General features: G+C 62.6%; 18 protein-coding genes. 8 read left to right on the forward strand and 10 right to left on the reverse strand.

What is annotated here, in order from left to right:
* The first annotated feature begins 32 nt into the window (after positions 1-32).
* From HHL25_RS16150 to HHL25_RS16170, 5 genes are all read left to right on the forward strand, one after another.
* Positions 33-734 carry a bacteriorhodopsin gene (locus tag HHL25_RS16150; protein ID WP_169593445.1) on the forward strand — a complete coding sequence of 234 codons (702 nt, stop codon included), beginning with the start codon at positions 33-35 and terminating at the stop codon, positions 732-734.
* A 48-nt stretch (positions 735-782) separates the two neighbouring features.
* Positions 783-2,453 carry a flotillin family protein gene (locus tag HHL25_RS16155; RefSeq protein WP_169593447.1) on the forward strand — a complete coding sequence of 557 codons (1,671 nt, stop codon included), beginning with the start codon at positions 783-785 and terminating at the stop codon, positions 2,451-2,453.
* A 69-nt stretch (positions 2,454-2,522) separates the two neighbouring features.
* Entirely contained in the window at positions 2,523-2,951 is a 429-nt protein-coding gene (locus tag HHL25_RS16160; protein WP_169593450.1) for a hypothetical protein, read from the forward strand.
* Entirely contained in the window at positions 2,948-4,864 is a 1,917-nt protein-coding gene (locus tag HHL25_RS16165; protein ID WP_169593452.1) for a hypothetical protein, read from the forward strand. The genes HHL25_RS16160 and HHL25_RS16165 overlap by 4 nt, the downstream gene beginning before the upstream one ends.
* A 27-nt stretch (positions 4,865-4,891) precedes the next feature.
* Complete coding sequence (locus HHL25_RS16170; protein WP_169593454.1) at positions 4,892-6,016, forward strand: zinc-dependent alcohol dehydrogenase family protein; 1,125 nt, start codon at positions 4,892-4,894, stop codon at positions 6,014-6,016.
* A gap of 208 nt (positions 6,017-6,224) precedes the next feature.
* Here the strand turns inward: HHL25_RS16170 and HHL25_RS16175 are convergent, their stop codons facing one another.
* Complete coding sequence (locus tag HHL25_RS16175) at positions 6,225-6,797, reverse strand: helix-turn-helix domain-containing protein (protein WP_246701851.1); 573 nt, start codon at positions 6,795-6,797, stop codon at positions 6,225-6,227.
* 535 nt (positions 6,798-7,332) lie between these two features.
* On the opposite strand from HHL25_RS16175, the gene HHL25_RS16180 reads away from it, so the two are divergent.
* On the forward strand, positions 7,333-9,783 hold the full coding sequence (locus HHL25_RS16180) for a GcvT family protein (RefSeq protein ID WP_169593458.1): 2,451 nt from the start codon (positions 7,333-7,335) through the stop codon (positions 9,781-9,783).
* Positions 9,780-12,227: a GcvT family protein gene (locus HHL25_RS16185; protein ID WP_169593461.1), complete on the forward strand. Its 2,448-nt coding sequence runs from the start codon at positions 9,780-9,782 to the stop codon at positions 12,225-12,227. Before HHL25_RS16180 ends, HHL25_RS16185 begins: the two co-directional genes overlap by 4 nt.
* Positions 12,228-12,425: 198 nt before the next feature.
* On the opposite strand, the gene HHL25_RS16190 is transcribed toward HHL25_RS16185, so the two are convergent.
* Genes HHL25_RS16190 through HHL25_RS16215 form a run of 6 tightly spaced genes read right to left on the reverse strand, consistent with a single transcriptional unit; the run spans position 12,426 to position 19,464 of the window.
* Positions 12,426-13,391 (reverse strand): nucleoside hydrolase, encoded by a 966-nt coding sequence (locus tag HHL25_RS16190; RefSeq protein ID WP_315853087.1) that lies wholly within the window; start codon positions 13,389-13,391, stop codon positions 12,426-12,428.
* Positions 13,392-13,423: 32 nt separating this feature from the next.
* Entirely contained in the window at positions 13,424-14,341 is a 918-nt protein-coding gene (locus HHL25_RS16195) for an ABC transporter permease (protein WP_169593466.1), read from the reverse strand.
* Positions 14,338-15,393, reverse strand: a complete 1,056-nt coding sequence (locus tag HHL25_RS16200) for an ABC transporter permease (protein ID WP_205927879.1) — start codon at positions 15,391-15,393, stop codon at positions 14,338-14,340. Before HHL25_RS16200 ends, HHL25_RS16195 begins: the two co-directional genes overlap by 4 nt.
* Positions 15,390-16,916 carry an ABC transporter ATP-binding protein gene (locus HHL25_RS16205; protein WP_169593468.1) on the reverse strand — a complete coding sequence of 509 codons (1,527 nt, stop codon included), beginning with the start codon at positions 16,914-16,916 and terminating at the stop codon, positions 15,390-15,392. Before HHL25_RS16205 ends, HHL25_RS16200 begins: the two co-directional genes overlap by 4 nt.
* Positions 16,917-16,922: 6 nt before the next feature.
* Entirely contained in the window at positions 16,923-18,035 is a 1,113-nt protein-coding gene (locus HHL25_RS16210) for a BMP family ABC transporter substrate-binding protein (RefSeq protein WP_315853088.1), read from the reverse strand.
* 55 nt (positions 18,036-18,090) lie between these two features.
* On the reverse strand, positions 18,091-19,464 hold the full coding sequence (locus tag HHL25_RS16215) for an amidohydrolase family protein (RefSeq protein ID WP_169593471.1): 1,374 nt from the start codon (positions 19,462-19,464) through the stop codon (positions 18,091-18,093).
* Positions 19,465-19,678: 214 nt separating this feature from the next.
* Here HHL25_RS16215 and HHL25_RS16220 point away from each other — a divergent pair, with 214 nt between their 5' ends.
* Entirely contained in the window at positions 19,679-20,584 is a 906-nt protein-coding gene (locus HHL25_RS16220; protein ID WP_169593473.1) for a LysR family transcriptional regulator, read from the forward strand.
* Here HHL25_RS16220 and HHL25_RS16225 read toward each other — a convergent pair.
* From HHL25_RS16225 to HHL25_RS16235, 3 genes are read right to left on the reverse strand one after another with little or no spacing between them, the layout of a single operon-like run.
* Positions 20,538-21,425, reverse strand: coding sequence for a sugar phosphate isomerase/epimerase family protein (locus HHL25_RS16225; protein ID WP_205927880.1), 888 nt, complete (start codon positions 21,423-21,425; stop codon positions 20,538-20,540). The two genes, HHL25_RS16220 and HHL25_RS16225, sit on opposite strands and share 47 nt — an antisense overlap.
* A 12-nt stretch (positions 21,426-21,437) precedes the next feature.
* Entirely contained in the window at positions 21,438-21,758 is a 321-nt protein-coding gene (locus tag HHL25_RS16230) for a 2Fe-2S iron-sulfur cluster-binding protein (RefSeq protein WP_169593476.1), read from the reverse strand.
* Positions 21,759-21,785: 27 nt separating this feature from the next.
* A complete protein-coding gene (locus HHL25_RS16235; protein ID WP_169593478.1) occupies positions 21,786-23,015 on the reverse strand; it encodes a cytochrome P450 in 1,230 nt (409 codons plus the stop codon).
* Positions 23,016-23,049 lie beyond the last annotated feature (34 nt).

Consider the following 23,049-nt stretch of genomic DNA (forward strand, 5'->3'; position numbering starts at 1 on the left):
CACGACATTTTCCTTCAAGAGGGACAATAACCATGGTGGTCTACCAGACATCCGACCTGACTGCGGCGAGCTTTTCTGTCGCCCTGTTCGGCCTGGCCGCGACCACGGTGCTTCTGCTGATGGGCGCAGCCTGGGTGGGCCAGAAATGGCGCATCCCCGTGGCGCTCTGCGCAATTGCGGCGCTGATCGGCATCGGTTCCGTCTACGAAGCGCGCGAGGCCTGGCTTGCCGGCCAGGGCGTGCCGGTGGTCTATCATTACGTGGGCTGGTCGATATCCATGCCGCTACAGGTGATCGCGCTCTTCTTCCTTGCGCGTACCGCCGGAACATTGACTGCCGGGCTCTTCTGGCGCCTCACGGTTGTCTCTGCGCTGATGGTCTTCGTCCGCTATCTCGGCGAGGCGCAGTTCATGCATCCGACACTTGCCTTCCTGATCGGACTGGTCTTCTGGCTTTATCTGCTCGGCGAGTTCTATTTCGGCCGCATGGACGACGTCGTCCGTGCCTCCACCGGCGACCACCTGCGTCGTGGCTATTTCTGGCTGAGACTGATCGTTACCATCGGCTGGGCCATCTATCCGCTCGGCAACTTTCTCACTGCCTTTGCCGGCATGGTCGACGATGGCAGCCTCTCGGTTGCCTACAACGTCGCCGACATCCTCAACCGCATGGCCTTCGGCATAGCCGTCCTCGCGACCGCCTTCCTCGTCACGGAGGAGAGCGCCCGTGCCTGAAATCCATCACCTGCCTGAAACCCCTGCTCATTCAAAAGGAACACGTCCATGAAGGGTGCAGACGTCATTGCCATCATCATTCTGGCGGCCATCGTCATCGCTGTCGCCGCCTATCTTCTGCACTGGCTCTATCGCCGTTCCACCAAGGACGTGAGCTTCGTTCGCACCGGCTTCGGTGGCGAGAAGGTCGTCATGGGCGGCGGCGCGCTGGTGTTGCCGATCCTGCACGACCTCACCGAAGTCAATATGAACACGCTGCGGCTGGAAGTGACGCGTGCCCGCGAAAAATCGCTTATCACCAAGGATCGCATGCGTGTCGAGCTGACCGTGGAGTTCTATGTCCGCGTTTCGCCGAACACCGAAGCAGTGGCTACCGCCGCCCGCAGCCTCGGCAACCGTACCATGAACGCGGAGCAACTGAAGGACCTGATCCAGGGTCGCTTCGTCGATGCCATGGGTGGCGCCGCCGCCAAGATGACGCTCGAGCATATCCATGAAACCCGCCAGGCCTTCGTCAAGGAGGTCAAGCAGGAGGTGGCGGAAAGCCTGGCGCTTGACGGCCTTGAGCTTGAGTCCGTCTCGCTGACCTCTCTCGATCAGACCGACATCAAGTTGTTCGATCCTTCGAACACCTTCGACGCCGAAGGTCTGACACGCCTGACCGAGCAGATCGAGAGCCGCAAGAAGAAGCGCAACGACATCGAGAAAGATACCGCCGTCGCCATCCGTGCCAAGAACCTCGAGGCCGAGAAGCGCAGTCTCGAAATCGAGCGGGACAGTGAATATGCACGGCTGTCGCACGAGGCCCAGGTGGCGATCGAACGGGCGGCCAAGAAGTCCGAAATTGCCGCCCAGAATGCCCTGCGGGAACGCGAGATCGAAGCGGTGAAGCTCAAGGAGCGCGAAGCCGTCGAACGCAGCCGCATCGATATGGAACGCGAAGTCGAGATGCTGGAGATCCGCCGGCGCGAGACGATCCAGCTCGAGGAGCAGACTCGCGAGATCGCGGTCTCGCTGAAGTCCAAAGAGCGCTCCGAGGCACAGGCGCAGGCAGAGCAGGCCCGTGCTGCCATGGTCGAGGCCCAGGAACGCGTGCAGACGATCCGCGACACCGAGATCGCCAACCGCCAGAAGGCCATCGAGCGCATCGACGCCGAACGTTCCGCGGAAGCGGAAGCCGTGCGTGTTCGCATCCTCGCGGAAGCGGAAAAGGTGGCGGCCAAGGACAAGGCCGATGCCGATCGCATCGCGGTCGCAGCGCTTGAAGCCCGCATGAAGGTCGAGGCCGAGGGCAAGGAAAAGCTCAACGCGGCGGAGAACATGCGTACCGACGCCAGCCGGCGTTCGGCCCTGCACAAGGCGCTGGTCGAAAACCTGCCTGCGATCATCCGCGAAAGCGTCAAGCCCATGGAGAAGATCGAAGGCATCAAGATCATGCATGTGGAAGGACTGCCCGGTCTCTCCGGCCATGGCAGCTCGACCGTGATGCAAGGGGTCGAAGGTGGCTCGCCGCGGGACGGAAACCTTGCCGAACAGGTCGTCAGCTCGGCGCTGCGCTATCGCACGCAGGCCCCCTTTGTCGACACGCTTCTCGGCGAGATCGGACTGACTGCCGAAACGGTTCATCGGCCGCATACGCTGAGCGACCTCTCCAAGGTCGTCTACACCGAGCCGTCCGCGGCCGCGCCGACGGTCGAGGAAAAGGGTCGTCCGAACTGATCCGGCAAACGCCGGCCGGGAGGTTCCCGGCCGGAGACCTCCCTCTGAGGAAACGCAGGAAATCGTATCATGAACCCAACCGGTCCTCACATCGAACGTGCCGTCCTGGTCTTTGCAATCTGGGCCGTCCTTGGTTTCCTCGGTCTCGGCGTATTCCTCGAGGGCATGAAGGATGACCTCTGGTCATTGTCGTCAGCAGGTGTGCTTCTCATTGTTGTCGCCTTTGCGGCCCATATCATTGTCAATGGAATATTCGACACCGGCTTCACTCAGGGCGAAGCGGCGCTTGGAATCGGGGCCTATGGAGTGCTGGGTCTCGTCTTCGTCGTCTCGGCGGCCGGCGGTGTCCTGACGATGGCGGACTACTACTCCGGCCTCACCCTGTTTGGCGTGCTGGCGGTCGGATTCCTTGCCTATCTTTTCACCCGGCATGGTCTGCGCGGCGCCTTCTCGCGCTTCCACATCAAGCCGATGGACAAGCGGGAGGAAGGCCTTTGATCTGGCTGCCGCTCTACGGATTGTTCTATGCCGTCGCCACGCTTTATTGGGCGCGTCTCAGCGCCCGTGCAAATGGCGACTATCAGACCTATTTTTCCGCTGCACACGGCCTTTCGCCGTGGATTTCGGCACTGGTCATCGCTGGCGCAAGCATGTCCGGATGGGCCGCGCTTGCCGGCGTGGATCAGATCGGCCGCCAGGGCTTTGGCCTTGCCGCAGTGCTGCAGGCCGGCATTGCGCTGGCCCTGCCGGGGGTAATCTTCTTCAAGCGGATCTGGCTGCTGGGCCAGCGCCTGCGTATCTCCTCGCTGGCGGAATTGCTGCGCGCCTATTGGGGGTCGGAATTCCTGACCGCCGTAACCGCGATTGTTGCGGTACTGTTTGCGGTTGCCTTCGCCGGCCTGCAGCTTCAGGCACTAGCCCGACTGATGGTTGCGCTCGGCGACGGGATGGTTTCGCAGGCGATGGCATCAAGCCTCCTCGGCATACTGCTGTTCGGAAGCGTGGTGATCGGCGGCATGCGCGCCAGCGGATATCTCGGCGCGATCCAGTCCGTGCTGGCGGCGGCGGCGCTTGTGGTCCTGGCGATGTTCTCGCTGATCGATGCCGGCGGCTTTGCCGCGCTCAACGCCGGGCTTACCAGGATGGCGGCCGAACCGACGACGGCCACCCGTTTTTTGGTGGCCGGCGTGGTCCAATTCACCGCGGGCATCGGCAAGGAAGCTGCTGCGGGGCACGAGGGCACGGCGCTTGCCAACCTGTCCTTCGCCATGACCCTGATGGGTCTGCAGGCCAGTCCGATGATCATGAAGGTGGTGCTATCGACCTCAAGTCCTCGCGGCTTGGCGGCCGGGCAGACCTGGGTGATGGCGGGAGCCTTCGGCGCGCTGGCCGCCTTCTGCATGGCGGTCATCGGTGCCCATGCGCTCGTCGATCCCGCGCGAGGTCTTTCGGGATTGCTGTCGGCGCTGTCGCCCTGGTTTTCGGCCTGGCTGTTCATCGGCCTCCTCGCCGGCGTGCAACTGATGGCCGGGCTTGCACTTCTTTCCGCTGGCGAGACGCTGGTCCGCCACCTCTACAAGCCTTTCTTCCATTCGAGCCTGTCGCGGCGGGATACGGTGACTGTGACACGGGTGGTCATCGGCCTGTTGCTGCTCGCCAGCGTGCTGATGCAGGTGCTCACACCGGTCACGCTCTCGCTGCTGGCCTCGCTTGCCCTGCCTTTGTCCTTCCAGCTTTGGGTGCCTCTGCTCGGTATGACCTGGCTGCGCTGGATGACGCGACCGGCCGTCGTGACCGGCGTGGGTTTTGGTATTGCGGGCGTTCTGCTTACCGAGCCGTTGGGCATCGCGGTTCTCTCCTTCTTCGGGCTTGATTTGCCCTGGGGACGCAATCCGTGGACGATCTATTCGGCTGCCTGGGGCATGGCCGCCAATACTGCGGTCACCCTGCTGGTGTCGGCCTTCACGCAGCGCCGCGGGTTCGGGGAAGAAGGCGAGGAAGCAAGACGTTTTCTGTATGTCCAGCTCGCCAGCAGCACGCGGATCAGGGCGCTACGCTCGACCGCCTGGTCGGTCACGCTTGCCTGGTTCTTCCTCGCGCTTGGTCCCGGCCTGATCTTCGGCAACTACGCCTTCACCGACGTCGAGGGCCACTGGACCCTCGGCATGCCTTCGCTCTGGGGTTGGTCTTTGATGCTCTGGGTGGCCGGGCTCGGGCTCGTCTGGTTCCTCGCCTACAAGATGGAGATGGCGAGCCCGCTGGCGATCGACGTGCCGGCCTACACGCCCCGCCCGAGGCTGAAGCAGAACCGGATCGGGGCCGAGCGGGAGCGGCGTCGTGTCGCGCTCATCACCCTGGTCATCGGTTTCAGCCTTGCGGTGATCGCCGCAATGTCCTTCGGACGCCTCTGAGAATCTATTGAAACAAGGAAATTCGAGATGAAAGCCAGGATTGCGCTTCTGAGGTCCATGGGTGCAGCGCGCCCCTACCAGGACACCAAGCCGCTCGAGATCGTCGAGGTGGATCTGGACGAGCCGGGTGCAGGGGAGGTGCGGGTAAAGATGGTCGCGGCCGGCCTTTGTCACTCCGATCTCTCGGTGATCAATGGGGACCGCCCGCGAGACATGCCGGTCGCACTCGGCCATGAAGCCTCGGGCATCATCGAAGCTGTCGGGCCCGGGGTTTCCCGCTTCGTCCCGGGTGATCACGTTGTTCTCGTCTTCGTCCCGTCCTGTGGCCACTGCGTTCCCTGCGCCTCCGGTCGGCCGGCGCTCTGCGAACCCGGTGCAGCGGCCGCAGCCAAGGGGACGCTGATCGGTGGCGAGCGCAGGCTCCGTTACAAGGGGCAGCCCGTCAACCATCACATCGGCGTATCCGCCTTCTCCACCCATGCAGTCGTTTCCGTGAATTCCTGCGTCAAGATCGACAAGTCCATCCCGCTCGACAAGGCCGCTCTGCTCGGCTGCGCGGTGCTGACCGGCGTCGGGGCTGTGCTAAACTCCGGCGAACTGAAGATGGGTGAGAGCTGCGCTGTCATCGGTCTCGGCGGCGTCGGACTTGCCGGGCTCTTGGGAGCCATCGCCGCCGGGGCACAGACGATCATTGCCGTCGATACCGCGGAGAACAAGCGAGCGATGGCACTTGAGCTGGGGGCGACCCACGTGATCGACCCCATGGCGGATGATGCCGTCGCACAGGTGAAGGCGCTCACCGGCGGGGGGGTCGATCTTGCCGTCGAACTGGCCGGTGCTGCGCCGGCGCTGAAATTTGCCTACGACATCACGCGCCGCGGAGGTACGACCGTCACCGGCGGCTTGCCCAATCCGAAGGCCGAGTTGCACATACCGGCCGTCTCGCTGACGGTCGGGGAGCAGACACTGAAGGGATCGTATGTCGGCTCCTGCGTTCCGGTGCGCGACATTCCCCGCTTCGCCGCGATGATGCAGTCCGGCCGCCTGCCGATCGAGAAACTCGTGACGCACACGATTTCACTCGACGAGATCAACGAGGGTTTCGAGCGCCTTGCCACCGGGGAGGCCATCCGTCAGATCATCCGATTCTGACAGCTACGTGGATGTCGAAAGCCGGCAAAGCTCCGTCGTTGGCTTCAAACGTGCCAACACGCTCGATGAACCGTTGAAGACGATCGGTTTAGTCCGAGACATCACCGAAGAGGGTGAGTGCCTCTCTTCGGGAAGGAATTCTGGCGATCGGGTAAAGGCTTCGGCCTCGTAAGCGGTCTGATGCCTTTTCGAAGCAATGTCCCGTGGCCTAATAGTGTGGAGGGGTGATCACCCAAACCACTTTGGTGGGTTCGTTGCCGCTGTTTGCGCAGCGGTGAACCTCGGTGCTCTTGAAGGAGAAGCTGTCTCCCTTTTCGAGCTGAAAGAACTGCCCGGACACCCAAAGATCAAGCCGGCCGGACAGCACGAAGCCGGCTTCAACCCCGTCATGGGTGTAGTCGCCGCTGTCTGCGCCGGGTTCTATGGTGCTCAAGAGCATCTCGAGCGGGCCACTCAGATTGGGTGACAGCAGTTCTTCCTCGATGCCGATCCCCGTGAAAGTGAACCGTCTGCGGTTGTGCGAGCGGACAATGATGTCCTTCTCCTGGGCCGGCGTATCGTTCGCCTGGAAAAACCAGTTCATGTGGACGCCCAGCACATCGCTGAGTTTTCTGAGGACGCCGATCGGCAGTTTGGACTGGTTTCGCTCGATCTGGCTGAGGTAGCCCACGGATATCCCGGCGCTGTCGGCCAATTGCTGAAGCGTCAGGCCCTTGACCTTTCGAAGCTCTCTTATCTGGCCGCCGACGGCCATTTCCTGGTCCGGGTCGGCGGTCTTCAAATCTTCTGATCTGCGAACTGCTCTCGGCGGCATGGCATTCCTCGGTGATTTTCACGAACAGGTACAGTCGTTGGATGCCGGTGACAACCGACAGTCACGCCTTGTGAAAAACATCACTGCAGTTGTCATGCAAGTTCCCCACCTAGGCAATGATAACTCTGCATATGTGAAAAAAGCGATCTATTTTTTCATACTTGTAAAAATTTTTTCGGTGTGACATGATTTTTCCATCCGCCGCAGTGCGGTCCGCCGGACCTGCCCGTTGCCGGGCAAGAGACGGGTTCGCGAGATGATAATGGAGTGGGAACGATGAATGACCGGAAACGGGTCGTCCGATCGGACGGCGCCCCGAATGCGAACCCCTGTCCTCTTGCTGGCTTCGCCGACTTGGTTTTGCTGCGCGATGACGCTTGGGAATAGGCCATCGCGCTAGGTCAACGTGCCGTTAATACGAGCCCACGGCCGCATCCGATGTGCCGAGCCGCGTCCGGCGACTTCCAATTCGCTCCCACAGGCCATCGACAGGAGTTGTTGAATGTCTGAACTACCATCGAGAACCCGCGTGGTGATCATCGGCGGAGGTGTGGTCGGGGTTTCCGGCCTCTATCATCTCGCCAAGGCCGGCTGGACGGACTGCGTGCTGCTCGAAAAGAACGAACTGACCTCGGGTTCGACCTGGCATGCTGCCGGCAACGTGCCCACTTTTTCCTCCTCGTGGTCGCTGATGAACATGCAGCGCTATTCGACCGAGCTCTACCGACGGCTCGGTGCGGAAGTCGACTACCCCATGAACTATCACGTGACCGGGTCGCTACGGCTTGCGCATAGCGATGAGCGCATGCAGGAGTTCCAGCGCGTCAAGGGCATGGGCCGATATCAGGGCATGGATATCGACGTCCTCGGCGTCGACGAGATCAAGGGGCGATACCCCTTCCTCGAAACCCACGACCTGAAGGGCGCGCTCTACGATCCCAATGACGGCGACATCGACCCGGCACAACTCACCCAGGCCTTAGCCAAGGGCGCGCGCGACATGGGTGCGAGGATTGTCCGCTTCTGTCCGGTGACGTCGGCCCGGCGCGAAAATGACGAATGGATCATCACCACCGGCAAGGGGGAGATCCGCTGCGACTATGTCGTTAACGCCGCTGGCTATCGTGCAAGGGAAGTCGGCCGCATGTTCGGCCGCGATGTGCCGATGGCGGTGATGAGCCATCAATACATCCTGTTCGACGAGATCCCGGAACTGGCGGCCTGGTCGAGGGAAAACGGCGGGAAGCTGCCGCTCCTTCGCGATGTCGACAGCTCTTACTATCTCCGGCAGGAGAAGAACGGGATGAATCTCGGCCCCTATGAACGCAACTGCCGGGCTCACTGGCACACGCCGGATGATCCGATGCCGGAGGACTTTTCCTTCCAGCTCTATCCGGACGATCTCGACCGGCTGGAATGGTATCTGAACGACGCGGTTGCCCGCGTGCCCATCCTGGGCACCGCCGGCCTCTCCAGGGTGATCAACGGTCCCATTCCCTATGCGCCGGACGGCAATCCGCTCATCGGCCCGATGCCCGGTGTTCCCAATGCCTTCGAGGCATGCGTCTTCACATTCGGTATCGCCCAGGGCGGTGGCGCCGGCAAGGTGCTGGCCGAATGGATCATCGAGGGCAAGACCGAGTGGGACATGTGGTCTTGCGATCCGCGGCGGTACACTGATTACACCGACCCGCAATACTGCGTGGACAAGGCGATGGAGATCTACGGCAACGAATACGCCATCCATTTCCCACGGCACATGTGGCCGGCCGGCCGCGACCGCAAGCTCTCGCCCGTCCACGACCGCATCAAGGCGCTTGGCGGACAATTCGGCCCGTTCAACGGCTGGGAGCGTGCCAACTGGTATGCGCATCCGGGAGACGACATCTCCGAACAGGCGTCGGAAACCTTCCTTCGCGATGGCCCGTGGCAGGCCCGTGTCCGGGAGGAATGTCTCGCCGTACGCGATCACGCCGGCATTCTCGATCTGCCGGGCTTTTCGCGTTTCGAGGTCCGTGGCGCTGGCGCCCGTGCCTGGCTGTCCGGCCTGACGACGGGCCTCATTCCCAAGCCCGGCCGGATCGGCCTTGCCTACTTTGCCGACGACGGCGGCCGCATTGTCACCGAGATGTCCGTGACCGCACTGGGCGAGGACGATTTTATCCTCGTGACCGCTGCGGTGGCGCAGTGGCATGACCGCGAGTGGCTGGAAAGGCACCTGCCCGGCGGCGGCCCGATCACCATCACCGATGTGACGGAGCAGTATGACTGCCAGATCCTGACCGGGCCCAAGTCGCGTGACATCCTTGCGGGCGTCGCGGCATCGGCTGATCTCGGAAAAGGCTGGCTTACCCACCAGACGGCGACGATCGCTGGGCGGGAATGCCGCTTGGTCCGCGTCTCCTTCGCCGGCGAACTGGGATGGGAAATTCATAGCCGGATCGAGGACACACCGGCGATCTTCGATGCCGTATGGGATGCGGGGCAAGGTTTCGGACTGAAGCCTTTCGGCATGCTTGCCCTGGATTCGCTGCGCATCGAAAAGGGTTACCGCGCCTGGAAGGGCGACCTCTCCACCGACTATAGCGTGCTTCAGGGCGGCCTTGAGCGCTTCGTCCGCTGGGAGAAGGAAAGCTTCATCGGCAAGGCGTCGCTTGCCGCCGAGAAGCAGGCCGGCGTCGACAAGCGTTTCGCCACGCTGACGATCGAAGACAGCGACTTCGATGCCCCGTACATGTCGATCCTCTGGCTTGGCGACACCATCGTCGGTGAGACGACGTCAGGCGGGTTCGGCTTCCGGACCGGAAAGTCGATCGCGCTCAGCATGCTGCGCGCAGACCTGCATGAACCCGGCACCCGTCTCGAGATCGAAATATTCGGACAGAGATACCCGGCGATCGTCGAACGGGACGAGCCGCTCTGGGATCCGAAAAATGAGAGAATCCGCGCATGAGCACCATTCCTTCCAAGGCGCGCGTCGTCATCATCGGCGGCGGCATTTCCGGCTGCTCCGTGGCCTATCACCTCGCCAAGCTCGGATGGACGGATATCGTCCTTCTCGAACGCAAGCAGTTGACCTGCGGCACGACCTGGCATGCCGCCGGCCTGATCGGCCAGCTGAGGGCCTCGCAGAACATGACGAGGCTGGCGAAGTACTCGGCTGATCTCTACGTCAAGCTCGAGGCGGAAACCGGAATTGCAACCGGGATGCGGCAGAACGGCTCGATCACCGTCGCCCTGACCGAGGAGCGCAAGGAGGAGATCTATCGTCAGGCGAGCCTGGCACGGGCCTTCAACGTCGACGTCCGGGAGATCTCGCCGGAAGAGGTCAAGAACCTCTATCCGCATCTCAACATCTCGGATGTGCTGGGTGCGGTGCATCTGCCGCTGGACGGCCAGTGCGATCCTGCCAATATCGCCATGGCCCTTGCCAAGGGCGCACGCCAGCGCGGCGCGAAGATCATCGAAAACGTCAAGGCCACCGCCGTCCATGATCGCGACGGCCGGGTCACCGGTGTGTCCTGGGCGCAGGGCGCGGAGATGGGCACGATCGAAACCGATCATGTCGTCAATTGCGGCGGCATGTGGGGCAGGGATCTCGCGGCGCGTTCCGGCGTGACGCTGCCGCTTCACGCCTGCGAGCATTTCTACATTGTCACCGAGGCCATCGAGGGGTTGACCCGCCTGCCGGTTCTGCGCGTCCCCGACGAATGCGCCTACTACAAGGAAGATGCAGGCAAGATGTTGCTCGGCGCCTTCGAGCCGAAGGCCAAGCCCTGGGGCATGGAAGGCATCCGAGAGGATTTCTGCTTCGATCAGCTGCCGGAGGATTTCGAGCATTTCGAGCCGATCCTCGAAAAGGCCGTCAACCGCATGCCGATGCTCGAGACGGCCGGCATCCACACGTTCTTCAATGGTCCGGAAAGTTTCACGCCTGACGATCGCTATTATCTCGGCGAAGCGCCCGGGTTGAAGGGGTATTGGGTGGCGGCCGGCTACAACTCGATCGGCATCGTTTCCTCCGGCGGCGCCGGCATGGCGCTTGCGCAGTGGATGAACGACGGCGAGCCGCCCTTCGATCTCTGGGAGGTCGATATCCGCCGCGCCCAGCCGTTCCAGAAAAACCGCCTCTATCTCAAGGACCGCGTCTCCGAGACGCTCGGCCTGCTCTATGCCGACCATTTTCCGTATCGCCAGATGGCAACATCGCGGGGCGTGCGCCGCTCGCCGCTGCATGAGCATCTCAAGGCCCGCGGGGCCGTCTTCGGGGAAGTTGCTGGCTGGGAGCGTGCGAACTGGTTCGCCAGAGAGGGGCAGGAACGCGAGTACCGCTATAGCTGGAAGCGCCAGAACTGGTTCGAGAACCAGAAGGAGGAGCATCTGGCCGTCCGCAATGGCGTCGGCCTGTTCGACATGACATCCTTCGGCAAGATCCGCATCGAGGGCCGCGACGCACTCGCCTTTCTCCAGCGGGTCTGCGCCAACCAGATGGATGTGGTGCCCGGCAAGATCGTCTATACGCAGATGCTCAACGAACGCGGCGGCATCGAGAGCGACCTGACCGTCACCCGCCTGTCGGACACGGCATTTTTCGCCGTCGTCCCAGGTGCCACGCTGCAGCGTGATCTTGCCTGGATGCGCAAGCAGTTGAAGGCCGACGAGTTCGCCGTCATCACCGACGTCACCGCAGCGGAATCCGTTCTCGTCCTGATGGGACCCAAGGTTCGGGACGTGATAAGCCGGGTCAGCCCGAACGACTTTTCCAATGACGCCTTTCCCTTCGGCACGGCGCAGGAAATCGAAATCGGCATGGGCCTCGCGCGGGCACACCGCGTATCCTATGTCGGCGAACTCGGCTGGGAGCTCTATGTATCAAGCGACCAGACGGCGCACGTGTTCGAGGCGATCGAAGAGGCAGGCCGGGAAACGGGCCTGAAACTCTGTGGCCTGCACACGCTCGACAGCTGCCGCATCGAAAAGGCATTCCGCCATTTCGGTCATGACATCACCGACGAGGATCACGTCCTCGAGGCCGGGCTTGGCTTCGCGGTCCGGACGGACAAGGGCGACTTCATCGGCCGTGACGCCGTCCTGCGCGCACGGGAGGAAGGACTGAAGCGCCGACTGGTCCAGTTCCGTCTCAAGGATCCGGAACCGCTGCTCTTCCACAATGAGGCGGTGGTTCGCGACGGAAAGATCGTTTCGATCATCACGTCCGGCAACTACGGCCATCATCTCGGCGGCGCGATCGGCATGGGCTACGTGCCTTGCGAAGGCGAGAGCGAGGAACAGGTTCTCGCTTCCAGCTACGAGATCGAAATCGCCGGTGTCCGTCACCAGGCCGTGGCATCCTTGAAGCCGATGTATGACCCCAGGGCGGAGCGCACCCGGTTTTAGCAGATCTCCGGTTGCAGAGTTGGTAATCTCCCACAAACGTCGTTGGTCACCTTCGCTTGAGAAGGTCGAAACACGTCGGTGCGAGCGGCATGTGGTGAAGCCCGTTGGTCGTCGTTACCGGCGCCTGGGGGCGTTCGGACAGATCGAGATGCCGGACTCCTCCATTGTGCCCCTGCGGCTATCCGGGTCGGCAAACGGTCAAGCCAATATCCTGCCGGTCAATATCGTCGCCCGGTAAAGTTCGCGAAGGCCGGCAGCATCTACCGACACGCACGCCCGGTGAGAGGGGCGATCGTCCCACGCACCGGGCGGGAAGGCTAGCGTATCCGGCTTCTGAATCGTCATGCCCCGCGTAATGCCGGTGGTCGACACGCGGATCGCTCCGGTACGGGTTTCAAAGAGGTCCGGCCTCAGCAGGTAGGCGACGGCGGAGGAGTCGTGGACATAGATCGACGGCACGCCACCAGCCTGGTGGAAGGCTTCATAGAAACGTGAGACGTCCCAGATGAAGCGCCCGCTTTCGCCGCCGAGGTCGGCCAATTCCGACAGATAGTCGGTCGGCATGTGGGTCTTCTGGGTCACGTCCAGTCCGACGAATGTGATAGGCCAGGCTGCCGCGCAGATCTCGTCGGCTGCTTCGGGGTCGCCGATGATGTTGGCCTCGGCGGCCGGTGTCACGTTGCCCTGGACCCCGGCGATGCCGAAGGCACCCCCCATGATGATGACCTGCTTCACCAGTCCGGCGATTTCCGGGTCCTCGCGTAGCGCCAGCGCCAGATTGGTCATGCGGCCGACAGCGACGAGGGTGATCTCGTGCGGCGCGGCACGCACCGTGTCGATGATGAAGCGGTGGGCCGGGCGCGGGTCGGCCGCGGTTGTGAGTTCACCCGGCAGCGATATGTCGCCAAGCGCGTTCACCCCGTGGACGAAGTCCGGCGGATCCATCGGCTCGCCGACGAGCGGCTTGCCGGCTCCCTGCGCGACCGGCACGTTCATGCCGAAGCGTTCGACCAGGTAGAGCGCGTTGAAGGTCGTCTGCGCAATGGTGCCATTGCCGAACGTGGTCGTGATCCCGACCAGTTCGATTTCCGGAGCATGGTGCAGGAAGAGAAGCGCCATGGCATCGTCCACGCCGGGATCGGTGTCGAAGATGACTTTGTGAATGGTCATTGGGGGCTCCTTGGAGAGATCTGCCGTCAGGAATGAAGCGCGCGCTTCTTGCGGGCACGGGCGTGAATGACGAGGGCGACGATCGGGACGAGATAGGGCAGGGCCTGCAGCAACTCGCTCGGGAAGCCCTTGCCCTGCAGCGAGATCGCGACAGCGTCCGCGGCCCCAAGCAGCAATGACGCCGCCAACGTGCCCCAGGCGCTGCCATGTCCCATCAGATCTGCGGCAAGCGCCACGAAACCGCGTCCCGCGCTCATGTTCTGCGAGAACCAGCTGACATAGCCGAGCGACAGGAAGGCGCCCGCTGCGCCCGCGAAGAGGCCGGACAGCACGAGCGCCGCAACCTGCATTTTTACGACGTCGATGCCTGCGGTTGCCGCGGCCTCGGGATTTTCGCCGACGGCCCGCAGACGGATTCCGAACGGCGTGCGCGTCATGGCGATTGCCACGACAGGGACGAGCAGAACGGCAACATAGGTCAGTACGTGATGCCCGGAAAGCAGTCTTCCGAGGACGGGAAGGTCGGCCACGAATGGCAGCGAGAGCGATGGCAGGGTGCCGCTCGAAAGCGACCCCGACATGCCCTTGTCTCCGGTCAGCATGTAAAGGACCAACGTTGTACCGGCCGCTGCAAGCATGTTGAAGGCTATGCCCGAGAGGATGAGGTCCGCCTTCAGGATATGGACCGCCAGCGACAGCAGCATGCCGAGTAGGGCGCCGGTCAAGAGGGCGCCGACGAGCCCGACCCAGGGATTGCCGCTTGCCGCACTCGCCAGCACGGCGGCGAGTGCGGCTGACAGCATCATGCCCTCGATGCCGAGATTGAGCACGCCGGCCCGCTGGGAAATGTGGACCCCGAGTGCGGCCAGCAGGATCGGTGTCATCACCCGGAGAAGAACTGGCACGAGATCGAGAAAATGGCTGATATCCGCCAGTGCCGTCATGGCCTTACCTCCTGTCGCCGGCCGGCGATCAGGGCAAGAAGACGCGGATTGCGGGTGATCGCGGCGGCCGTCACAAGGATCAGGATAAGCGCCTGGATAACCCCAACCACTTCGTTTGGCACGTCGTGATTGCGCGCCACCAGATCGCCACCGACCTGAAGGTAGGAGAGAAACAGCGCCGAGGGGATCAGGAGCAGTGGATTGTCGCGCGCGAGGATCGCGACGACGACGCCGGTCCAGCCATTGCCGGGAAGCGCCTGCCACGAAAAGCGCTGGTAGAGTCCGAGAAGCTCGATACCTCCGGCGAAGGCGGCGATCGCGCCGCCGATCACCTGGGTCCTGAGCATGATCGAGCGGATCGGCAAGCCGAGATGAGCGGCGAAGCCGGGATTGGCACCGACGATGCGCGATTCGTAACCGACCTTGGTGCGGAAGAGGTAGATGGCGCCAGCAATGCAGGCGACAAAGGCGAAGAGCGTGCCGAGGTGAATGCGGGTGCCATCGACGAGGCGGGGCAGCCGGGCTTCCGTCGGGATCTTGTAGCTGACCATGGCGCCGGCGGCCGGATCGCGCAGGATCGAATTGACCACGTAGAGGCCAATGAACATCACGGCGAAATTCAACATGAGGGACGAGACCAGTTCGGAAACCTCGAACCTGCTGCGCAAGACTCCCGGCACCACGCAGGCCGATGATCCGATGATCGTGCCGCCGATCAGACTGACCGGCGCCATGATCCAGCCGGGCAGCGGCAAGAGGATGACGATGGCGACGGTGGCAAGGCCGCCGAGGAAGAAGGCCCCCTCGACGCCGAGATTGAACATGCCGGCCCGGAACATCAGTGCGACTGCCAGTCCGCAGAGCATAGCCGGCGTCGCCATCTCGACGATGTTACCCGTGTGGCGAAAACTGCGGAACGGACCGAACAGGAATGTATCGATCACGCCGGCCGGATCCGCGGTGCTAAGCGAAACCGGGACCAGCACGACGGCGATGGCAACCACCAGAACGGCAAGTGTCAGGACGAAGGGTGCGAGCGTTTGGCGGATCATGCCGTCTCCTGCAATCCGAGCATGAAAGGCCCCAGTTTCTCCGGCGTGAGGTCCGGTTCGTTGTCGAGTACGGCACTGATCCGGCCGGCATAAATCACGGCGATCCGATTCGAAAGCGCCAGTAGTTCGTCAAGATCGGCGCTGATCAGCAGGACCGCCGCGCCGTCTGCCGCAAGCTTGAGGATCTGGCCCTGGAGAAAGGCGGCGGCAGCCACGTCGATGCCGCGTGTCGGCTGGTCGGCGATCAGGAATTTCGGTCCGGTCGCGAACTCGCGTGCGGCGATCACCTTCTGCGCATTGCCGCCGGACAGGGCCGAAAGCGGTGCTCGGGGGCCCGGACAGCGGATGGCGAAGCTGTCGATGAAGGCATCAGCCTGCGCTTCCATTTCCGCCCTTCGCAGGAACGGCCCCCGCGAAAAGCGCATGCCGCGATGGGCGCCGGCAAGGGCATTGTCGGTGACGCTCAACTGGCGGGCGCCCCCTTGATGGAACCGGTCCGCCGGCAGGTGGGCCATTCCGCGGCCGCGAAGCAAGGCGGTGGTGCTCCCCTTGCCGGTCTGGCCGTCGAGATGGAAATCGCCGTCATCGGGGCGACGCTCGCCGGTCAGGACGGATACCAGCCCGCGTTGGCCACTGCCGTCGACGCCGGCGAGCCCGAGGATCTCGCCGGCCCGGATGGAGAGGTTGATACCGCTCAGCCGGTCGGCTCCGGCGGCCGCATGCAATGTGAGGTTTTCTATCCTCAGCCGCTCCTCGGCCAACGTCCGGTCGCTTCGGAGCGGCGGTGTCGATTTTGCGGCGCCCATCACGAGCGCGGCGATCTCGGCATTGGAGATTTCGCTCATGGGAGCATCGCCGGACACCTCTCCGGCGCGCAGGGTGGTCACATGGTCAGCGAGTGCGCGCACTTCTCCAAGCTTGTGGGAAATGAAGAGAATGGTGAGCCCGGCTGCTCGCAGATCGGCCAGGCGCTGGAACAGCTCCTCCGTTTCAGGCGGGGTCAGCACCGCGGTCGGTTCATCGAGGATCAGTACCCGGACGTTGCGCGACAGCGCTTTCAGAATCTCGACCTTCTGCTGAGCCGCGACGGAGAGGCTTGAGACGCGCGCATCCGGATCGATGTCGAGATTGTATCTTGCAGCAAGCCCCGTCACCCGCTCGCGCGCCGCCCGGCGGTCGATGAACGGTCCTTTGCGCGGTTCCTGGCCGAGCAGGATGTTTTGCGCGACGGTGAGCGACGGCAGAAGCGAGAAGTGCTGGTGCACCATGCTGATACCCAGCGTAGCGGCGGCCTTCGGCGAGGCGATGTCGACCGCTTTCCCATCGATGAGAATCCTCCCGGATGTCGGCTGTTCGAGGCCGAACAGGATCTTCATCAGCGTTGACTTGCCGGCGCCGTTTTCACCGCAGATGGCGTGCGTTGTGCCCGATGCGATCGAAAAGGAGACGCCTTTCAGCGCCACCGTTCCGTTCGGATAGCGCTTCGAGATGGCCTCGAAGCGGATGAGGGGCTCTGCCGTCATGGGCGGTCAGGGCCGGACGGATGTGCGCAGGGCCTCGAGCGCTGCCGGATCGACGGCGAAGCCGGACGACACCTTGATTGCGCCCGAAATAATGCCTGCCTTCGCATCCGCGATCTTCTGCTTAAGCCCCGCCGATGCGAGGCTTGCCATGTTGCCGTCTTCGGCAAGGCCGACGGCATCCTCCTTGAGGCCGATCGCCTCGGTGGCACCGACCGGCAGCTTCCCGTCGACATAGAGGTCGTAGGCCCGGGCGAGTGTCACGTCGACCTTCTTCAGCATCGAGCTGGCAACGCGCGCTGCCATTTCCGGATCGCTTTCCTTGAAGATCAGTTCCTGGTCGGAGTTGACGCCAAGCGCCCACTTGCCGGTATCCTTGGCCGCGGCGATCTGGCCGATGCCGGTCAGTCCCGCGACGTTGAAGCCGATCGCGGTTCCGGCGCGATACTGGGCAAGGGCCAGTTCCTTGCCCTTTGCGGCGTCGTTGAAACTGCCGGCATAGGAGATCGCGACCTTGACATTCGGTTCGACGGAGCGAGCGCCTTCGATGTAGCCGACAAGGAAGTCGTTGATGACGGGAATGTCCATTCCGCCGAGGAAGCCGAGCGAGCTCCCCATGGAGGCCGCAATGGTGCCGTCCTTCAGCAGGCCAGCAGCGAGAATACCGGCGAGATAGGACCCTTCGTTCTGTTTGTAGACCACCGAATAGACGTTGCCGTAGTCACCCTTGTCGTAGGGCATCACGCCGTCGATCAGTACATAGGTCTTGTCCGGATACTCCGGCGCCACTTCCGTCATGATGTCGGAAATCTCGAACGTGCAGGCGACGATCAAGTCGTAGTCCTGTTCGGAAACGTCCTGGAAGGTCGGTAGCCATTTCGTCTGGTCGGTTCCCATCTCGATGACCTTGGTCTCGACGGCGTCGCCATACTTCTGCTTGATCATCTCCATGCCCTTGGCGCCGAGGTCGAAATAGGACTTGTCGCCAAGGTTGCCGTTGACGAGAAAGACAATCTTCTTCGGTTCGGCGGCAACGGTGCCGGTTGCCGAGGAGACAAAAAGAGCGCTCGTGGCTGTCAGCAGAATTGCGCCCAAAGCGGTGCGGCGGTTCATTGCGGTCATCTTCATGGGTTCCCCTTGATTATTGAATGAAGGACGACGTTGCTGGGATCGGTATTCAGGCGGCACTGATCGGGCTTATCGCTCCCTTGCTGTTGTCCGCAAGCCATTCGGCCCGGCGGGCGAAGAGACCGGGCACGACGCCGTGTACTTCGGCGATCAGTTCGCCGATGCTGGCTGTCTTCAGATGCCCGTCCTCGACGATGATGCGGCCGTCGACCATGGTGAGGTCGACGTCGCTGCCGCGCACGGCATGGACGAGATTGTGGTGCAGGTTACCGTCGCGTCCTCCGAAAAGCGGCGTCATGCGCGGTGTGTCGGTGCGCACTGCGATTATGTCTGCCTTCTTGCCAACTTCCAGCGAACCGATCTCGTGATCCTTGCCGATGGCGCGGGCACCTTCGATCGTCGCCATGCGCATGACGTCCCAACTGTCGAGGGCCGATGCGTCGAGTGTCGCGAACTTTGTCAGCAGGGACGCGAACTTCATCTCCTCGAACATGTCGAGATTGTTGTTTTCCTTCTCGCCGTCGGTGCCGATGCCGACGGCGACGCCGGCCGCGCGCAGCTTGCCGACCGGCGCGTAGCCGCTGGCGAGCTTCATGTTGCTGGTCGGGTTATGGGCCACCGCGACCCCGCGTCTGGCCATCAGTTCGATCTCGCTGTCGTCCAGCCACACGCAATGGGCAAGCAATGTCTTGTCTGCATCCAGGAGGCCAAGCTTCTCGAGTGCCTGGATCGAACGGCAGCCATAACGGCGCTGCATCTCCTTCAACTCGACGTCGGCCTCATTGGAATGGGTGTGGAAGCCCGTCCTGAACTTCCGTGCCAGTTCAATCGCCCGACGATGACCGGCCTCGGTGGAATAGAAGGCGTGTTCCAGGCCGACCCAGACTTCGACCCGGCCGTCGGCCTTGCCGTGCCAGGTTTCGAGCAGGCGTTCGGTGTCGTCGAGATGGTCGAAATAGTCATAGTCCGGATGCTCGCCGACATAGGGCGCCATGACCGTGCGGTTGCCGATCTGGCTTGCGGCGCGGGCTGCGCCCTCCATGTAGCGCCACATGTCGACGACGGTCGTGGTGCCGGAGAGGACCGCCTCGGCGTAGCATAGCCAGGACGCGGCTTCCGCCTCGCGCGGAAGAAGGACGCGGTGCATCGGGTCGATATACATGCGCAACCAGTCCCAGACCGGCAAGCCTTCGGCCGTGCCGCGCAGCAGTCCGGAATGGAGGTGCGCATTGACGAGGCCGGGCATCAGCACGCGGTTCGGCATCCTTCGCACACGTGCATGCGGAAGATCGGCGACGAGCTTGCCCAGGCTTCCGACGGCCTGGATCCGGCCGTGCTCAACGGCCACGGCGCCATCGGCGATCACGTTGTTTGCTGGATCCATTGTGATGACTTGGTCGGCGGCGAGAATTTGCATTGCCATGGCTATCGGTCATTCCTCAAAACGGCGCATGCGGTCGGCCGGAAGGACGGGGCGCGCCCGCGGCTTTCCTGCGTTTACCTTTTTCGCCAGAGAGTTAAGATCATCGGCAGGGGATGCTGCCTGCATGCTGGAGAAAAGTTTATGGTTGCATCTGGTCCCCGACAAGAACAGTTTATTGCACGCCCCGTGCTCAAAGTGAGAGCAGTCATATTGCATGCCTATTTTTACGACAGCCGCCCGTTGCCTGGTGGAAGTGATTGATGCCGGCTCGATCCGGCGTGCTGCCGAGATCCTCAACACTGCACCATCTGCGGTTAACCGACAGATCCTGAACCTCGAGGCCGAATATCGTACCACCTTTCTCGAACGCCTCCCGCGCGGGGTGCGTGCGACGACGGCCGGCAGACTGATGGCCGACCAGATCCGCAAGTGGCAGGGTGACATGGAGAAGGTTGCCGACGAACTGGCGAGACTGAGGGGTGCCGAACGCCACCAGGTGACTATCGGCATGATGGAGTGTTTTGCCGGCTCGTTCTTCGCCGAGGTGCTGGACGAGGTGCGCCGCAGCCACCCGGAGGCGAGCGTGATTGCCCGCGTGGGGGGCACCCGGGAACTCGTGAACCTGCTCGAGGATGGCGAGATCGATCTAATCATCGGCTTCAATATCCCGCCGAGCTCGAACTACTGGGTTATGGAGACGATCCCGGTGGCCATGGGCGTTGCGACGGCGGCAAACCATCGCCTTGCCGGAAGGAAGTCGCTCTCTCCGGCCGAAATCGAATCCGAACCCTTGCTGCTGGTGGATGACACGTTGAGCCTGCGGCCCTTCGTCGACAGCATCATGCCGAATGCCTCGTCCTGGTCCAACGCACCCCTGACATCCAACTCGATCGCCATGATCCGCACTGTTGTCGGCAGCGGTGCGGGTATTAGCATCCTGACGCGCCTCGACGTGCGTGACGAACTCGCTGCCGGGCGGATCATCCTTGTGCCGCTCGATGCTGCGAATACCCGCGAAAACCTGTCGATCTGCGTTCGCGATCAAACGGCCGTCCCGGCGCTTATCACGGCCTTCACCCAAGCCATGATTGCTGCGATCCGCCGAGATCTGGCTGCGTGACGGTGTTGGCTGCGCATTCCGACCATATCTGCCGCGCGATGCGCATCAGTTCGAGGGAATCCTTCCAGCGATTGCCGATGTCGATGCCGTCCGGACCGGTGATCGCATAGGGTGCGGCGCCGAGTTCGCACAGAAACGTCAGCTCGTCACCCTCCCCGTGGCGGTTCTGCCATGCATGAAAGCCGTATCGCCACCAGGATTCGAACTGCTTGAGCCAGTCCCGGTTGCAGCTGAAGCCGATGTCGAGCTGTATCTGCTCGGCCGAGGCAACCCGGCCATGGAAGGCCTCGGCGTGATCGAGGATGCGCCGCATCTGGGCTTCGGTTTCCCCGGCTACCGGCAGAAGGATCTCGCGACCGACGACGTAGTGGGAAAGATCGGCCGTGAGCCTGAGGCGGGGCAGCCCATCGAGCAGCTTCAATGTGAACAGCAGGTCGTTTGTCATGCGACCGCGATGGGTTTCGACATAGATCGGAAAATCCACCTGTTCGGCAAGGCGCTGCCAACCTTCAAGTATTCGGCAGGCTTCGCTCACTTCCGTCGGGCGGATGTCCGGCTGAATGTTGAGGTGGTGCAATCCGAATTCTGTGCCCCATTCGAGCGCGGGTTTCAGTGCGTCGATACTGTCGGGCAAGGCCGTGCCCTCGATTGCCAAGCCGAGTGCTCTGGCAGGCCTTGCCACTTCGCGAGCCGCTTCTCGCTCAAGCCAGAGCGTTCCTATCCCGTCGAAGCCACTGGCGCTGGCCAGGGCGAGCCGGCCGTGCAACGTTTCAATGCCCAAGGGCGGGTGGCGCAGGGCTTCGAATGTCCAGAGCGATTGCAGGACGAGAAGTCGTGACATGGGCCCGTATCCTCAGTGTTGCGCGCGCGGCAGGTGGATGATCAGGCCGTCATGGTGTTCGGTGAGGGTTACCTGGCAGCTCAGGCGGCTTTCCGTACGTGGATCGATCACGCACTCGATCATGTCCTGCTCGTGGGCGCCCGGAGCCGGCAACTTCGCGATCCAGCTCTCGTCAATGTAGCAATGACAGGTGCCGCAGGCGCAGGCCCCGCCGCACTCGGCGATAATTTCGGCGATTCCGCCGTTGACGGCGGCGGCCATCAGGCTGTCGCCCGGACTGGCTTTCACCTCGATCGGCTGATCTTCGGCAGGGATAAAAATGACGCGTATCATCGTATCTGGTTCCTTGGTCAGTCGTACTCAGTTGGCCAGTCGAAGCTTCAGTGCTTTCGGGCCACGGACCGAAAGGCTGTGTTTGTACTCGGGCGCTTCGGTCAGCTCGATGCGGGAGAAGCGCGAGAGCAGGATCGTGAAGACGATCTCCATGTCTAGCCGGGCGAGATGGTTGCCGAGGCAGAAATGGGCGCCCCCGCCAAAGGCGAGGTGGCGGTTCGGCTTGCGGGAAATGTCGAAGCGGTTCGCGTCGGCAAAATGCGCAGGGTCGCGATTGGCTGCGCCGTAAAGCAGGCCAAAACGGGTGCCGCGCGGAAAGCGTCGGCCGGCAACCTCGACGTCGTCGCTTGCATAGCGGTCGAAAAAGGGCAGCGGGCATTCGTAACGGAACATTTCCTGCACGGCCGTCTGGGCAAGGCCCGAATTGGCGCGCAGCATTTCCATCTCCTGCGGAAACGCCAGCAGCGCATGCATGCCTGATCCGAGGACATCGATTGTCGAGCCGTGTCCCGCCATCAGGATCAGCATTGCGGTCGAGATGAACTCATCCTCCGACATCAGCCCGCTGTCCTGCGCGGCAATCAATTGGGATGTCAGGTCTTCCTTGGGGCTGCGGCGGCGCTCGGCCTTCAGATCGCGCAGGTAATCGGCAAATTCGGCCGTTGTCTTCTCCGCAAGTTCCTTGCGGTCGGCACTGCGGTCGATGTCGAAATACTGGACGATGTTCTCCGACCAGGTACGCAACATCGGACAATCCTCCTCCGGTACGCCGAGCAGGTGGCCGATGACATGGCCCGGGATGGCGGCGGCGAGGTCTTCGATGAATTCGATTTCGCTGTTTTGGTCAAAGCGATCGACCATGCCGACGACCAGTGCCTGGATGAAGTTCCGATGCGAGGTAACGTAGGCGGGTGTGAAGAGCCTGAAAACCAGCCGCCGCAGGCGATCGTGAACCTCGCCGTCGCTGTTGAGCATGGAGAATTGCACGAAGCGCGCATGGTGGGGCATGTCGTGGAAATTGTCCTGCTGTCGGCGACGTTCTAGTTCGTCCGCCGGCAGGATGCCGTTCGGCATACGCGGCATGTTCGGATTGAGGACGATCGAGGAAACATCGTCGAAACGCGAGGCCAGCCACATATCGAGGGGCGCGAAATAGGCGAGCCCTTCCGCTTCCCGCAGGCGGGCGTAGGCCTCATAGGGATCTGCGGCGAAGGCCGGCGAAAGCGGGTCAAACGCGGCGGGGGTGGATTCGGTCATGGTCTGGTCTCCGTGGGGAAAAGCAGGCTAAGGC

This window comes from Rhizobium terricola (assembly GCF_012927355.1).
Taxonomy (GTDB): domain Bacteria; phylum Pseudomonadota; class Alphaproteobacteria; order Rhizobiales; family Rhizobiaceae; genus Allorhizobium; species Allorhizobium terricola.

What these genes read in the sequence shown, in the direction of transcription:
- HHL25_RS16150 (WP_169593445.1), top strand. Translation starts at nt 33, where the DNA reads ATGGTGGTCTACCAGACATCCGACCTGACTGCGGCGAGCTTTTCTGTC.
- HHL25_RS16155 (WP_169593447.1), top strand. Translation starts at nt 783, where the DNA reads ATGAAGGGTGCAGACGTCATTGCCATCATCATTCTGGCGGCCATCGTC.
- HHL25_RS16160 (WP_169593450.1), top strand. Translation starts at nt 2,523, where the DNA reads ATGAACCCAACCGGTCCTCACATCGAACGTGCCGTCCTGGTCTTTGCA.
- HHL25_RS16170 (WP_169593454.1), top strand. Translation starts at nt 4,892, where the DNA reads ATGAAAGCCAGGATTGCGCTTCTGAGGTCCATGGGTGCAGCGCGCCCC.
- HHL25_RS16180 (WP_169593458.1), top strand. Translation starts at nt 7,333, where the DNA reads ATGTCTGAACTACCATCGAGAACCCGCGTGGTGATCATCGGCGGAGGT.
- HHL25_RS16185 (WP_169593461.1), top strand. Translation starts at nt 9,780, where the DNA reads ATGAGCACCATTCCTTCCAAGGCGCGCGTCGTCATCATCGGCGGCGGC.
- HHL25_RS16195 (WP_169593466.1), bottom strand. Translation starts at nt 14,341, where the DNA reads ATGACGGCACTGGCGGATATCAGCCATTTTCTCGATCTCGTGCCAGTT.
- HHL25_RS16200 (WP_205927879.1), bottom strand. Translation starts at nt 15,393, where the DNA reads ATGATCCGCCAAACGCTCGCACCCTTCGTCCTGACACTTGCCGTTCTG.
- HHL25_RS16205 (WP_169593468.1), bottom strand. Translation starts at nt 16,916, where the DNA reads ATGACGGCAGAGCCCCTCATCCGCTTCGAGGCCATCTCGAAGCGCTAT.
- HHL25_RS16210 (WP_315853088.1), bottom strand. Translation starts at nt 18,035, where the DNA reads ATGACCGCAATGAACCGCCGCACCGCTTTGGGCGCAATTCTGCTGACA.
- HHL25_RS16215 (WP_169593471.1), bottom strand. Translation starts at nt 19,464, where the DNA reads ATGGCAATGCAAATTCTCGCCGCCGACCAAGTCATCACAATGGATCCA.
- HHL25_RS16220 (WP_169593473.1), top strand. Translation starts at nt 19,679, where the DNA reads ATGCCTATTTTTACGACAGCCGCCCGTTGCCTGGTGGAAGTGATTGAT.
- HHL25_RS16225 (WP_205927880.1), bottom strand. Translation starts at nt 21,425, where the DNA reads ATGTCACGACTTCTCGTCCTGCAATCGCTCTGGACATTCGAAGCCCTG.
- HHL25_RS16230 (WP_169593476.1), bottom strand. Translation starts at nt 21,758, where the DNA reads ATGATACGCGTCATTTTTATCCCTGCCGAAGATCAGCCGATCGAGGTG.
- HHL25_RS16235 (WP_169593478.1), bottom strand. Translation starts at nt 23,015, where the DNA reads ATGACCGAATCCACCCCCGCCGCGTTTGACCCGCTTTCGCCGGCCTTC.